Genomic DNA, 14329 nt, shown 5'->3' with positions numbered 1-14329 from the left:
CTTAGATCGGCGTGACGCGAGTCGGACCAGCACCGCTGATCACTTGCACACGCTGATTCACCACTAAAGCGACGTCCGACTCTTGTGCGATCACGCGAAGTTCACCATTATCGAGCCGCACAGTGATTTCATAGCCATCTTTTTTGCCAACGCTGTCTTCAATCGCATTGCCCGCAATCGCACCCAAAATGGCACCACCGACAGTCGCCAGCGCATTGCCATTACCGCGCCCAACTGAATTGCCGGCAATGCCACCAACAGCAGCACCACCGATCAAGCCAGCGCCGCTATTACGCTCTTGCTGAATCACAATTGAGCGAACCGCCGTCACCGTGCCTAAACGCACGATTTGCTCTCTCTGCGCTTGGCCGTACGTGTAGACGTTGGCAGAGGCGCTGGGTTGCGCACAACCCGACAGCGATGTTGCCGCGACCGTACAAAGGACAGCAGCGGTCACCCGCACGTGACGGGAAGAGAGAGGAAATAGATTTGCCATGTCGGATAAACCTCCTGATTGATCTGGCTGACAATAATACGCCAATTAGCGATTATTCAATTTAAACTTAAACCGTACTGACCTTGCAATTGATCATTCACTTGAGCACGCGTTGGGGCATGATTTTGAGGCCCCGACGAAGCAATTTTGATTGACCCCATCAGACTGCCTAATTTGCATGCGTCTGACCACGACCAGCCGGCGGTTAACCCGTACAACAAACCCGCCCGATGGGCATCACCACAGCCAGTTGGATCAACGACTGCCGTTGGTGTCACAGGTGCGATGTGCTCTTGCTGGCCACCTGTGTAAAGCGTTGCCCCTTCGCCACCACGAGTCACTATTGCCGCCTGCAATCCCTCAGCCAACTGTTGAATCGATTTGCCCGTTCGCTGCTCAACAACACTTGCCTCATAATCATTGACCGTCATCGCCGAGGCAAGTTCCAACATGGCAGAAATTTCTTCCCCGTCGAACAAAGGCATTGCTTGACCAAGATCGAAAATAAAAGGGGTGCCCTGCGCATGCAGACGTTTGGCGTGGCTAATCATCCCCTCTTTCGAGTCAGGTGCAACGATGGCCCAGGGCGCCTCATAACCGGTCAAGTCATTCTCTGCAGAACGACTCATCGCCCCCGGATGAAAGGACGTGATCTGATTATTATCCTGATCCGTCGTGATAAAGCATTGTGCCGTCAAAGTGCCGGGCAACCGTTGAATCAAACGGGTATCAATTCCCAGACTATCAAAACGTTTCACGTAATCTTCAGCATCGGTTCCTACCGTGCACACGGGGATGGGATTGCCGCCCAACAACTTAAGGTTGTAAGCAATATTACCGGCACATCCACCAAAGTCCCGACGCATGGTAGGAACAAAAAAGGAAACGTTCAAGGCGTGAATTCGGTCGGCAAGAATATGATCTTTGAAGCGACCTTCAAAAACGGCGATCGTGTCATAGGCGATCGAACCACAAATCAAAACGGGTGTTGTCATGCTTATCTCAAGGAAAATATTTATCAAGCAAAAATCCGCTAATCTGCAGACCGGCGACCGTTAGCGGCAGGACTAAATTGACCTCTTGGCCCTTGTCGAACGGTTGATCGAGCAAACTGCGCGGCAAGTATTGGTAAGGAGACACAATCTTACGAACCACAACGGTGCCTGAAGCATCTTTCAGCGCCAGAACGAGGTTGGGCCATGACTGTTGTTGGTCGTAGCGATTTCGAAGCGTAAAAAGAAAGTTGAATCCGCTGGTTTGTCCATCCGCAAAAGAGCTTGCGACAGGTTGCAGCGCCGTGGCTTCAATACTGATTCTCTCTAGTCGATGGCTGTAGCCGACCTCGCATTTGAGTTTGCTGCAAAGCTCACTGAGCGCAGGCCGTAAGGGTGGCACTGCGCGAGCGATATCGTTACGAAAGACAAAAACCAATTGACCAAGTAGAAGCACAAGTGATGCAAAAATAGCCAGTGCCCATAAGATTCGAGCAACCACCGCTGGCGGGCTATTTTCATCGTCAAAGGCGAACTCGCTCGTTGTCCGGCGGGCAGACTGAGGTGATGTTGCCAACAAAGCCTCATCAGGCGAGGCACTGAGAACGGGCTCATCATGCACTCGACCCTCTGTACCAAACGGACTATGGCTTTCATGCAATTCGTGATCGTGATCGTCGATAAAATGTTCACTGCCTGCAGGGTCAGCGCGCAGCGTTGGCTCGTCAGCGATGACCGGTTCATGAGTCAGACCATGTTCGGTTTGCGGTACTTCACTCGGCGAGGATGACGTACTGTGGCTATCCGGGCGGTAACGAATCACAGCGGGCGCGGCGTCGAATTCTTCAGCATGGGGTCTTTGTGTGGGCAAGGCTGGTTCAATCGCTGTTGATTCAATCGCAGCCGTTTCAGCCACCACCTCGCTGACGGGCGCGGGCCGTGTCAGCGTCGGCAAGTCAGCCTCTAGCGTCGCAAAACCGTCAAACACGTAGCCACAGCCACCACAACGAACCAAGCCGTCATGTAATCGCAACTGATCTAAAACCACCAGAAAACCACGTTGGCATTTGGGACAGCGCGTAACAAGACTCATGACGATGCCCTTTTAAGGTTTCATGCCTGTTAAGCAAACCCATCCATCACGGGACTGCCATATTTGCATCGCTAGCCAAGGCGCATAAGCCTGACTGACCTCGTCAGCCTGCCTCTCGAGCACGCCCGATAAAATCAAATGACCACCAGGCTTGACTCTGCCCGCGAGCATTGGGGCTAATACTTTGAGTGGATTCGACAGAATATTGGCAACCACAACGTCAAACATACCCTCTGCTAACGCATCAGGCAACATCGCCTTGACGGTCACCCCGTTAACACGCGCGTTATCGACCGTCGCTTCGACAGCTTGCTCGTCAATATCAACACCAACCGTAGAACTTGCGCCAAGTAAAGACGCAGCAATCGCCAGAATACCCGAGCCGCATCCATAATCCAGCACGCTCGCGTTGCGCGGCAGCGTATCGGCCAACCATTCAAGGCAAAGATGTGTTGTGGGATGACTACCCGTTCCAAACGCCAAGCCTGGGTCAAGTTGTATTGCGATTTGGCCATCGATCGGTGAGGCAGGCATTTGATCCGCATGCCAACTAGGCACAATCAACACGCGTTCGCCAATCGTAATCGGGCCAAACTGCGACTGCGTGAGCCTAACCCAATCGGCATCGGGCACCTCGCGCAGCGTGGTTGCGGTTTCTGCAAATGAATATCCTGTGTCCGCCTGCACCTGTTCAAGTAACTGCTGCGGATCTAATCCATCAGCCAATAACGCAACGACTTGAATGCGGTCCCAGCCGTCTAACTGAGGCTCACTGCCCGGCTCACCGAACATGGGCTTCTCGACAGCGGTGTCCAGATCTGCATCTTGAACGCTGATCGACAGCGCACCGCGAAGAAGCAACGCATCGGACACCATGTCTGCGTCGCCACCGGCGCAACTGAATACCAACTCGCGCATATCAACCTTTACGGACGCTGTGAGAGCTTATGCTCGAGATAATGGATACTGGTACCACCTTCGACAAACTTGCCATCAACCATCAGCTCTCGGTGCAAGGGAATATTGGTTTTAATGCCCTCAACTACCATCTCTGACAGAGCGATCTCCATCCGCGCGACGGCCTGCGCGCGCGTCGCACCATAAGTAATCACTTTCGCAATCATCGAATCGTAATTGGGCGGAACAAAATAACCATTGAAAACGTGTGAATCTATCCTGACCCCTGGACCACCAGGCGTGTGCCAATTGGTGATTCGGCCAGGACTTGGCACAAAAGTGAACGGGTCTTCGGCATTAATGCGGCATTCGACGGCATGCCCTTTGAACGTTATATCCTTTTGACGCAAGGTAAATTTCTCACCTGCAGCCACCAATATTTGTTGCTGAACCAAATCAATGCCAGTAATCAACTCGGTCACTGGATGCTCAACCTGAATGCGCGTGTTCATTTCAATAAAGTAGAACTCGCCGTTCTCATACAGAAACTCGAACGTGCCTGCACCCCGATAACGAATCTTGCGGCAGGCTTCGGCACATCGCTCACCAATTTTTTCAATCAATTTTCGATCAATGCCTGGCGCTGGCGCCTCTTCAATCACTTTCTGATGACGTCGCTGCATTGAGCAATCGCGCTCACCTAGCCAGACAGCACTCTTTTCGCCATCGGCTAACACCTGGATTTCAATATGACGTGGGTTCTCGAGAAACTTCTCGAGATAAACCTCAGGGTTATTAAAGGCGGCGGCGGCTTCGGCTTTGGTGGTGCTCACCGCGTTGAGCAAGGCAGCTTCGGTATGCACCACACGCATGCCTCGACCACCGCCACCGCCTGCGGCTTTGACAATGACAGGATAGCCCACTGAATTAGCCAGTTGCAAGATCTCTTGGGGATCATCAGGCAACGCCCCGGGCGACCCAGGAACCACTGGCACCCCTGAAGCGATCATGGCTTGCTTTGCGCTGACCTTGTCACCCATCAAACGAATCGATTCTGGGCGAGGGCCAATGAAAACAAAGCCACTTTTCTCGACACGTTCTGCAAAATCGGCATTCTCTGACAAAAAGCCATAGCCAGGATGAATGGCCTCAGCGTCCGTCACTTCAGCGGCTGAAATAATGGCTGGCATACTCAGATAACTGTCTTTCGACGCGGCTGGGCCAATACAAACGGACTCATCCGCCAAGCGAACGTACTTCGCTTCACGATCGGCCTCTGAGTGCACCACCACCGTTTTAATGCCCATCTCGCGACACGCACGCTGGATGCGTAAGGCAATCTCGCCGCGATTGGCGATCAGAATCTTTTCAAACATATTATGCAATCACAAACAAAGGCTGGCCGTATTCGACAGGTTCACCGTTTTGCACCAAGATCTCTTTGATGACGCCCGATTTGTCCGCTTCAATTTCGTTAAGCAGTTTCATGGCTTCGATAATGCATAGGGGCTCACCTTCTTTGACCGTCTGACCGACCTCAACAAAAGGGGCGGCCGCCGGGCTGGACGCCCGATAGAACGTACCGACCATCGGCGCCTTCACCTGATGACCTGCTGCCTCAACGACTGCTGAGGCATTCGCTTGTGCAGCAGGGGCGGGCGCAACAGGTGCCGCAGCGACCGGTGCTGGATGATAGGCAACAGGCTGATTTGCCTGCGAAAACTTCACAATTCTGACTTTCCCCTCACCCTCGGTGATTTCAAGTTCAGCGATCCCTGATTCGGCAACCAGATCGATGAGGGTTTTTAATTTTCTAAGATCCATAATTGATTCCGTAAATATATTTGAGGAATAAGAGTAAGTTAATGACTGATCGCGACCTTCAGCGCCGCTTCGTAGCCCTGAGGCCCCAAACCGGCAACGACCCCCATTGCTAGCTCGGATAAGTAAGAGTGATGCCGAAACGACTCACGCTTATAAACGTTAGACAAATGTACTTCGATGAACGGGATGGACACACCGGCCAGCGCATCACGAATCGCGATACTCGTATGCGTATAAGCACCTGCGTTAATAATGATGAATGTTGTCCCATCTAAGCGTGCGGCCTGAATTCGATCAACGAGCGAGCCCTCGTGATTGCTTTGAAACGCCTCGACTTCGGCACCCGCTTCGGCTGCCAGGGCAAACAGGCGATCGTTAAGATCCGAGAGCGTCATGTGACCGTAGATATCTGGCTCGCGAGAGCCAAGCAGATTCAGATTAGGGCCGTGTAAAACGAGAATCCGCTGAGCCATCTTATAACCACCTGCACATTGAACAAAATAGTCGCCTTTTTACGCTAAATCCGGCGATTTGTCTAATTACGTCTTTTAATTCTTGGATAACGCACTGATTCTATTATTGAGATCATCGATTTTTACTTGCCCGAGGATCGTTTCTACCAAGTTACCCTTGGCATCAAACAAGACAGTAAACGGTAGACCACCGGCCGCGTTGCCCAGTTGTTGAATCGTCGCAATCGCACGGTGCCCAGCCACTAAAAGTGGATAACTTACGGGTATTTTAGTCACAAAATCGGTGATGTTCTTGTAGGTATCAACCCCAACACCCACAAATTGCACGTCAGGCATGCGCCGGGCCATCATGTCGAGTGCAGGCATCTCTTCGACGCAGGGCACGCACCAGGTTGCCCAGAAATTGACCACAAGGGGTTTGCCCACATACCCCTGCATTTTCATGTCATGACCCTGCAAGTCTGGCCAAGTACTGGCAAAAAACATCTTAACAGCCTCTGTCCTCACGGCAGCTGATCCAACAGGCTTGGACAACGCCTGATTCGCTTGCGGTGCGGCGCGTGAAGACGCCCGCCAAGCGTACCCGCCCACCGCAAATGCCACGGCCAAACCGGCGAAAGCCAAAATGATTGTCTGCTTCTTCATGGCGCACATCATACTAGGATGTTGGTGACAACAACTCACTCTACAATGCCGGCAGAGGAGTCGTTATGCATCTGCACATTTTAGGAATTTGCGGCACATTCATGGGTGGGTTGGCCGTCATTGCACGAGCCGCCGGTCATCGGGTGACCGGTTGCGACACAGGCGTGTATCCGCCCATGAGCACGCAGCTATCCCAGCAGGGGATTGAGTTGATAGAGGGCTACAGTGCCGATCAACTCGCACTCAAACCGGATTTATATGTCGTTGGCAACGTGGTCAGCCGGGGAAATCCGCTGATGGAAGCCATTCTGAACGAAGGATTGCCCTACACCTCTGGCCCGCAATGGTTGGGCGAAAATATATTAAGGTCGCAGCATGTGCTTGCCGTTGCCGGGACTCATGGCAAAACAACGACCAGCGCGATGCTGGCCTGGATTCTGCGATATGCGGATAAATCACCCAACTTTTTAATTGGTGGGGTCGCCCATGATTTAGGGGTATCTGCGCATTACGATCCATCGTCCCCCTATTTTGTGATCGAAGCTGACGAATATGACACGGCGTTTTTTGACAAACGGTCTAAGTTCGTCCACTACCGGCCTCGTACTGCGATTCTGAACAACCTCGAATTCGACCATGCTGACATTTTCGACGATCTGGCTGCAATCGAAGCGCAATTTCGTCACTTGGTCAGAATCATTCCTGAGCAGGGGCGCATCATCGTCCCCTCGGGGGATGAGGCCTTAGAAAGGGTACTGGCCCGTGGCTGCTGGTCAAAAGTTGTGCGCACTGGGGCTGCCGACGGGCTACGCGGACAAGCAGTTGGGGCGAATGAATTGAGCGTTTTCTTTGGTGACCGCTTGATCGGTTCGATCAAATGGGATCTGACCGGTGATCACAATCGTGCCAACGCGCTTGCCGCCTTGGCAGCAGCTCGTCACATCGGCATCGACCTTGAGACGGGTATCGCGGCTTTGTCAAAATTTCAAGGCGTCAAACGCCGAATGGAGATTCGCGGTGAAGTCCAAGGGATTATTGTGTACGACGATTTTGCACACCATCCCACGGCCATACAAACCACCATCAACGGTCTGCGTGAACAGGTTGGCTGTGCTCGGATCATTGCCGTGCTTGAGCCACGCTCTAACACGATGAAGCTTGGCACGACCGCAGCGCGACTGCCGGCTGCCCTCGCTGAGGCGGATGTGGTCTTTTGCTTTGCTCAGCAAACCGGCAAACACGCGCTTGGCTGGGATCCGCATGTCATCCTTGAGTCGTTAGGTGACCGCTTGCACGTTCACAGCGACATCGAGACACTGATCCACGCGATTGCTGAGATTGCTGGGCAAGGTGATCAGATCTTGATCATGAGCAATGGCGGTTTCGCCGATGTCCATCGCCGACTACTAGAAACTTTAGCGACAAAGCAAGACTAAGACGGGATTTGCATGTACGTATTATTTGAAGAAGACGGCGCGTTCAAAACGGGACACATCATGTCCGAATCAGACGCGACCCTGCAAGTCGAATCCAGTACCGGCAAGCGCAGCAAGATCAAACGCAATAGTTGTATCTTTAATTTCACTGCGCCTGCGCCTGATGCGCTGATGCCACTCGCCAGCGAATTAGCTCAAGATATCGATATTCAGTTCTTGTGGGACTGTGCACCCCAAGAAGAGTTCGACGTCGAGGCGCTCGGGGTCGATTATTTCGGGCACGCACCGAGCACTGTCGAAAAAACCGGGCTGCTGCTGCGCCTGCACGAAGCACCGATCTATTTTCATCGAAAAGGCAAAGGCCGTTACCGGCCTGCTCCACCAGATATTTTGACCGCTGCGCTTGCCGCCCAAGAGAAGAAGCAAAGGCAAGCAGAGCAATTGCAAGCATGGGTTGAGCAACTGGTTTCGGGTGAACTCCCCGCCCCGATTGGTGAAGCAGCCCTCACGCTAGTGACTAAGCCGGATAAAAACTCACTGGTCTGGAAAGCATTCGATGCTGCTTGCAAACAATTACAGCAAACACCAGAAAGGCTACTGTTAAACCTCGGGGCGTGGCCACATGCCTTGGCATTGCACCAAGCGAAATTCGAAGCCTTAAACTTCGCACAAGGGTTGCAATTCTCGCCCGTTGAGGTGCCATCACTTGGCAAGACCTTGCCTCATTCGGATGCGGTTGCCTACTCAGTCGACGACATCACGACAACCGAGATTGACGATGCGTTGTCTGTCAAACAGCTTGAGAGTGGCCATATTCAAGTAGGGATTCACATTGCCGCGCCGGGCCTGTCTGTCGAGAAAGGCAGCAAGCTGGATCAGCTCGCCCGTCAGCGCATGTCAACTGTCTATATGCCAGGGGCCAAAATCCCCATGCAACCTGAGGCGGTGATCGAGATGTTTTCTTTAAACGAGGGCATACCGATACCCGCACTTTCACTTTACGTGACCGTTGACCCGCAAAACGGCGACATTCTTGAGCATGAAAGCAGAATCGAGTACGTGACTGTCAGCAAAAACTTACGCCACAATGAACTGGATACCCAGATAACTGAAGCTTCGCTCGCGGATGTCAGTATCGAGTTGCCCTACGACAATTGGATCAGACCACTCTGGACGGTGGCAGTGGCGCTGTCGGCCAAGCGCGATCAAGTGCGGGGCAAACCCGAAAACAATAACCGCATTGAATATAATTTTTATCTGGATGGCCCTGCAGACAATCCTGACACGGTCATCAGACTCGAACCGCGCGCGCGCAATGCGCCTCTCGATCGCCTCGTTGCTGAATACATGATTTTGGCCAACAGCACCTGGGGTGGTTTGCTGGACAGGTGTGGCGTACCCGGTATCTATCGTTCACAGCAAACAGGCCGCGTGAGAATGAGCACCCAAGCGCTGCCGCATGAAGCCATCGGTGTCGCCCAATACGCTTGGTGCACCTCACCGCTCAGGCGTTACGTCGATTTGGTCAATCAATGGCAATTGATTAGCGCGATTGAGCATGGGGTTTCCGCGCCTTTGGTCGCCCCCTTCAAACCCCGTGACGCCGACTTGTTCGCGATTATTGGCGCATTCGATGCACAGTATGCCATCTGGAACGAACACCAGACTAATATGGAGCGTTATTGGTGTTTGCGATGGATCAAACAACATGGCATCAAGCACACTGAAGCCACTGTATTGCGAGATGATTTGATTCGAATCGCTTCAACCCCGTTGGTGACCCGTATCTCGGGAATGCCCGCCTTAGAGCGAGGCACGCTCGTGCAGATCGACGTGTTAGGCACGGATGAACTGAGTCTTGAACTGGATTGTAAATACGTCAGCCATGCTAGCGAACCTTCAGATCAGAACTAAGCGTTTATGGTTAGGCCGCCCGCAACAGCGATTCTTGCGCTGGGGTATTTTGCTGTCCATCGCGCTGCACGTGTCGGTGCTGGCTTGGCAACGCGATTTCCTGAAGCGACCCGAGGCGAGCCCCCCCTTACTTGAAATGGTGCTGGTCAATGCGACGACTGAAAGCAATCCTGTCGCCCCCACGGCGTTCGCTCAAGTAGATTTGGATGGCGGCGGTATCGCAGCAGGCGGTTATGCATCCAGCACGCAAGATAAGCTGGGTACAGAAGCACAAAACATCGTGATTGATGCCATGACAAAGCGTCGCCTTCAATTAGAAGCTGAACAAAAAGAGCTCTTGACATTGCTTGAGTCAACCACTCGCGCAGCGCAATCGAAGTCGGCAGAAAGTTTTGTCAAAAACTTCAACAACAGCGGAGAAGATCAGACTGATCAAGCACAGCTGCTCCTTAACGCAAAGCTTGCTGTGCTGTCCGAACAGGTGAAAGAATATAACGCGCGACCACGCAAGCATTTTGATGCCCCATCCACGCGGGCACACAAGTTTGCAACCTATGTTGACCAATGGCGCAGTAGTATCGAAAAAACAGGCACGCAGTTTTACCCTGGCAACGCGAATCAACGCGTTTATGGATCTCTTCAAGCAAGCATCACCATTAACGCCAATGGCCAAGTCATCGATATTACGATCGACAAGCCTTCGAATCAGGCGGTGCTGAACCAATCCGTGAAAAGAATCGTGTCACTCGCAGGCCCTTTCGCTGCCTTTACCCCAGAAATGCGTAAAGATATCGATCAAATTGTCATTACCAGAACGTGGCATTTTCTCAACACCGGCAGTCTTAAAACTGAGCAGTAATCTAATGTCATCAATGCCCACCCCCACCTTTGCAGTGATCGGGAATCCGGTCAAACACAGCAGATCGCCTCGTATCCACAGCCTTTTCGGTGAACAACTTGGCATCGACCTGCAGTACCAACGCATCGAATCACCGATTGACCAGTTTGCGCAAACGGTAGAGACATTTTTCGCCCAAGGAGGACTGGGCCTCAACGTGACGGTCCCCTTCAAGCTCGAAGCTTGGGATCTTGCCTGCGCAAACCTCAGCCAGCGTGCCCGGCAAGCCATGGCAGTCAACACGCTTTGGCGCGTAAATGGTGTATTACAAGGTTGCAACACCGATGGGGTCGGCCTTGTGGACGATTTACGCAGACAATCCGCGACCCTCAGAGATGCTCAGGTGCTGATTGTTGGTGCCGGTGGGGCTGCCCGAGGGATCATTGGCCCTCTACTTGACGCCGGTTGTGCACATTTGCGTGTCGTCAATCGGACGGCGTCACGGGCGACCGAGTTAATTCATGCTTGGCCTGCTCACGCCAAAATGCTCTCTGCTGGGGGATTGCCACAGGCAGCAAGACCGGGAGGCTGGGACATCGTGATCAATGCAAGCGCCAGTAGCCTCAGCGACCAGGTACCCGACTTGCCAAAACACTTATATGCATCGGAAAGTCTGGCATACGACATGATGTATGATTGCAAACCTACCCCTTTTATGGATCAGGCCGCCTCCGACGGTGCCAAGTTCACCTCCGACGGGCTAGGCATGCTGGTTGGGCAAGCCGCCGAAAGTTTCAGCATCTGGCATGGTGTAAAGCCTGACGTGTCAGTCGTTATTAATCAGGTTAGAGCTGAGCTCACCCCTTGATCCATTTCATTTAAACCATGCGCACCGTTCGTCAATATCTTGCCCGCGAAATTTATCGATCAGCCTTTGTGGTCGTGCTGGCTTTGCTTGGTTTGTTTACTTTTTTTACTCTCGTCGACGAGCTCGATACAGTGGGGGTCAATCTGCCTGTGACGTCCCTGTTTTATTTGCAGGCATTAGCTATGCCGACGCGACTGTATGACTTGCTGCCGATCGGGCTTTTGATAGGCACCATTCTGGCGCTCGCGGGTTTGGCACAGCGCAATGAGCTGGTCATCTTGCGTGTCTCTGGGATCAGTGCACTGTCCTTTGTTGGCATGCTTTGGCTCGTATCGATCCCTATCATGGTCGGTGCCTTGATTCTGTCAGAATTCATCACCCCAGTCGCTGAAATCAAAAGCAGTGAAGCCAACATGCTATTGCGTGGTCGAGTCGAGGGTGGCATGTTGAATAGCGGTTATTGGTTCAGAGAGCCGGCCAAAGACGGGGGTACCCGAGTGATTAACGTGGGACGCATGCTCGCGTCAGGCAACGTGGTCGATCTCAAAATGTATGAATTCGACGCCGAGCAGAAGCTAACCGTCATGTCTCAGGCAAAAACAGGCCAATTCGGCAACGGTAAGTTGATCATGGGCGATGTGACCGAGCACAAAGTCGCACCTAATGCCCACGACTTCCTGGCAGATGCCATCGTGCACGCAACGCCTCTGATGAATCTAGAACACAGCAACACGCGTAGTATTGAAACCAGCTTGACCGCTGAGCGTCTGGTCGCCCGTATCCTCACGCCCGAGAGGATGTCCGTGCTGGCACTCAGCGACTACATCGTGTATTTGAATAAAAATCAACTGCAGTCTGATCGTCAGGTCGTGGCGATCTGGCGCAAACTGTCTTATCCGTTCACCTTGCTTGTCATGATGACGATCGCAGCCCCCATTAGCTTTATGCAAACTCGCCGAGGCGGAATTGGTGCAAAAGTATTTCTCGGTATTCTCTGTGGTACCGGCTTTTTTATGATCAATCAGCTGGCTCTGAATGTTGGATTACTTTACAAGTGGCCACCGATTGTGACTGCATTGTTGCCCAACTCGGGGGCCATGGTGCTGGCGCTGGCGACGATTCTATCGATGGAGTACCGCCAAGCACTTGCCGCCATGAAAACGCCGTTTGCGTTCTGGAAGAAATCCGCGATATGAGCATCCCCAGCATTTGGATGATCGGTGATGTGCAGGGTTGCTGTACTGAGCTCGATGACCTATTGAGCCAACCAGAAATCGCGAATGAATCAGACGCGCGATTCTGGTTTGCTGGCGATTTGGTCAACCGCGGCCCTCAGTCGTTGACGACGCTGCGACGGCTCATGTCTATGGAAGATCGCAGCGTGGCCATTTTGGGCAATCACGATCTTCACTTGTTATCGATTGCCGCAGGTGTTGGCCGCTTGAGCAAAGGCGACACCTTGCAAGAAGTACTTGACGCAGCTGATGCCAAAGAGATCATCGAATGGCTCAGATGGCGTCCTTTAGCCCACTATGAACTGGGTCATTTAATGGTCCATGCAGGCATCCTTGCCAAATGGGATGTCAATAAAACACTGTCTCTTGCTCGCGAGGTTGAAACGGTACTGCGTGGCAACAACTGGCAAAAAATGCTCGGCAAAATGTACGGTGATGAGCCCGCCCACTGGAGCGACGGACATCGTGGAGGCAAGCGGTTTAGAGTCATCGTCAACGCGTTGACGCGCTTGAGAATGTGCACAGCGAAGGGCCGGATGATGCTGCCTAACAAATCCGCCCCTCTACACCCGCGCAACGCGGGGCTATTGCCCTGGTTCGATGTCCCCAACCGGGCGGCCCGTGAGGTCACGGTGGTATTCGGTCACTGGTCAACCCTTGGCTTGATGCTACGTTCGGATGCAATTTGCCTGGACAGCGGGTGCATCTGGGGTGGCCAGTTAAGCGCCGTCCGACTGCAAGATCGCAAACTATTGCAAGTTGGCTGCAAAGGTGAAGTCGGCGCCGCCGGCAACTAAGATTTAAGGCGCTTCAAAACCCGCGGCCTTGTGGCTACCGTCACAGTAAGGCTTGTTTTTGGATTGGCCACAACGACACAAAAACGCCTGGCTGACTTTGTTAGTGGTGCGACCCGTACCACTGACTACTTCTAGCGAACCGACGACTTTTAACGGCCCGTTCGGGATAGGCTGCACGTCAAGTTGCCCGTGGCGAATCTCTAAAGCTTCAAACGGCAGTGTTGCGGGTTCGCCGCTAGCCATAAACCCGGCGGCAACGTGGCTGCTGTCACAAAAAGGCTTGTTTTTCGACGCACCACAACGACAAAGCGTCGCGCGGGGCGACGCTTGCTGTTGACCATTGATCTGCAACTGCGCCTCAACCGCCAATGGGCCGTTTTCTCTGACGCGCACGGTATTGACCAAGGGGGCAGCGTCTGAGTGTTGAATCGTAGGGTCAACGGTTGCGTTACGAACCACACGAATCGCCCCAGAAGGACAGGCTTTGGCAATGTGCATCAACGTTTCGGTTGGCTGCGCATCGGGATATATCCACTCACCTTTCACATTCGGCACAAAGACATCGGGGTGCGACAACACACAGCCACGCGAATGGATGCATTTACTTGCATCAAAGTGAATCGTTGCTTCTTTGCCAACAACCGTTTCTATCGACATACTTACTCCTGGAGGGTGATTGCCTTTCAGGTGGCTCGCCCAGCCTGAAAGCGTTAGTCCTAACTAAATCATAGGTGGTAAATGCTACAGATGAAAAACAGATTGATCAACTTGACAGAGACCCACACACGCATGCTTGTGGCTCGCCTCGATTGAGCCGGCAC

General features: G+C 52.8%; 15 protein-coding genes. 6 read left to right on the top strand and 9 right to left on the bottom strand.

Annotated elements, in window-relative coordinates:
* Nucleotide 1: 1 nt before the first annotated feature.
* The 8 genes from AC1W8Y_RS08675 to AC1W8Y_RS08640 all read right to left on the bottom strand — a co-directional run bounded on the left by AC1W8Y_RS08675 (nt 2) and on the right by AC1W8Y_RS08640 (nt 6420).
* The gene (locus AC1W8Y_RS08675; RefSeq protein ID WP_482014082.1) at nt 2-496 is read right to left on the bottom strand and encodes an outer membrane lipoprotein; all 495 of its coding nucleotides are present in this window, start codon (nt 494-496) and stop codon (nt 2-4) included.
* 56 nt (nt 497-552) lie between these two features.
* Entirely contained in the window at nt 553-1491 is a 939-nt protein-coding gene (locus AC1W8Y_RS08670) for a carbohydrate kinase family protein (RefSeq protein ID WP_482014081.1), read from the bottom strand.
* Between the two features lie 7 nt (nt 1492-1498).
* Entirely contained in the window at nt 1499-2581 is a 1083-nt protein-coding gene (locus tag AC1W8Y_RS08665; RefSeq protein WP_482014080.1) for a zinc-ribbon and DUF3426 domain-containing protein, read from the bottom strand.
* A 12-nt stretch (nt 2582-2593) separates the two neighbouring features.
* Complete coding sequence (prmA, locus tag AC1W8Y_RS08660; RefSeq protein ID WP_482014079.1) at nt 2594-3499, bottom strand: 50S ribosomal protein L11 methyltransferase; 906 nt, start codon at nt 3497-3499, stop codon at nt 2594-2596.
* 8 nt (nt 3500-3507) lie between these two features.
* Complete coding sequence (gene accC, locus AC1W8Y_RS08655; protein ID WP_482014078.1) at nt 3508-4854, bottom strand: acetyl-CoA carboxylase biotin carboxylase subunit; 1347 nt, start codon at nt 4852-4854, stop codon at nt 3508-3510.
* Nucleotide 4855: 1 nt separating this feature from the next.
* Nucleotides 4856-5302 (bottom strand): acetyl-CoA carboxylase biotin carboxyl carrier protein, encoded by a 447-nt coding sequence (gene accB / locus AC1W8Y_RS08650; protein WP_482014077.1) that lies wholly within the window; start codon nt 5300-5302, stop codon nt 4856-4858.
* A gap of 38 nt (nt 5303-5340) precedes the next feature.
* Nucleotides 5341-5775 carry a type II 3-dehydroquinate dehydratase gene (gene aroQ, locus AC1W8Y_RS08645; RefSeq protein WP_482014076.1) on the bottom strand — a complete coding sequence of 145 codons (435 nt, stop codon included), beginning with the start codon at nt 5773-5775 and terminating at the stop codon, nt 5341-5343.
* Nucleotides 5776-5850: 75 nt separating this feature from the next.
* On the bottom strand, nt 5851-6420 hold the full coding sequence (locus tag AC1W8Y_RS08640; RefSeq protein WP_482014075.1) for a TlpA family protein disulfide reductase: 570 nt from the start codon (nt 6418-6420) through the stop codon (nt 5851-5853).
* Nucleotides 6421-6485: 65 nt separating this feature from the next.
* Here AC1W8Y_RS08640 and mpl point away from each other — a divergent pair, with 65 nt between their 5' ends.
* Genes mpl through AC1W8Y_RS08610 form a run of 6 tightly spaced genes read left to right on the top strand, consistent with a single transcriptional unit; the run spans nt 6486 to nt 13508 of the window.
* Nucleotides 6486-7856 (top strand): UDP-N-acetylmuramate:L-alanyl-gamma-D-glutamyl-meso-diaminopimelate ligase, encoded by a 1371-nt coding sequence (gene mpl, locus AC1W8Y_RS08635; protein ID WP_482014074.1) that lies wholly within the window; start codon nt 6486-6488, stop codon nt 7854-7856.
* A 12-nt stretch (nt 7857-7868) separates the two neighbouring features.
* A complete protein-coding gene (locus AC1W8Y_RS08630) occupies nt 7869-9770 on the top strand; it encodes a ribonuclease catalytic domain-containing protein (protein ID WP_482014073.1) in 1902 nt (633 codons plus the stop codon).
* Nucleotides 9742-10629: an energy transducer TonB family protein gene (locus tag AC1W8Y_RS08625; RefSeq protein WP_482014072.1), complete on the top strand. Its 888-nt coding sequence runs from the start codon at nt 9742-9744 to the stop codon at nt 10627-10629. The genes AC1W8Y_RS08630 and AC1W8Y_RS08625 overlap by 29 nt, the downstream gene beginning before the upstream one ends.
* A gap of 4 nt (nt 10630-10633) precedes the next feature.
* Nucleotides 10634-11476, top strand: coding sequence for a shikimate dehydrogenase (aroE, locus tag AC1W8Y_RS08620; RefSeq protein WP_482014071.1), 843 nt, complete (start codon nt 10634-10636; stop codon nt 11474-11476).
* A gap of 17 nt (nt 11477-11493) precedes the next feature.
* On the top strand, nt 11494-12672 hold the full coding sequence (gene lptG / locus AC1W8Y_RS08615) for an LPS export ABC transporter permease LptG (protein ID WP_482014070.1): 1179 nt from the start codon (nt 11494-11496) through the stop codon (nt 12670-12672).
* Nucleotides 12669-13508 carry a symmetrical bis(5'-nucleosyl)-tetraphosphatase gene (locus AC1W8Y_RS08610; protein ID WP_482014069.1) on the top strand — a complete coding sequence of 280 codons (840 nt, stop codon included), beginning with the start codon at nt 12669-12671 and terminating at the stop codon, nt 13506-13508. The genes lptG and AC1W8Y_RS08610 overlap by 4 nt, the downstream gene beginning before the upstream one ends.
* A 3-nt stretch (nt 13509-13511) precedes the next feature.
* Here AC1W8Y_RS08610 and AC1W8Y_RS08605 read toward each other — a convergent pair whose 3' ends face one another.
* The gene (locus AC1W8Y_RS08605; protein ID WP_482014068.1) at nt 13512-14165 is read right to left on the bottom strand and encodes a CDGSH iron-sulfur domain-containing protein; all 654 of its coding nucleotides are present in this window, start codon (nt 14163-14165) and stop codon (nt 13512-13514) included.
* Nucleotides 14166-14329: the final 164 nt, after the last annotated feature.

The sequence above is a fragment of the Jezberella sp. genome (genome assembly GCF_964834465.1).
This window is presented reverse-complemented; position numbering and strand designations above follow the sequence as displayed.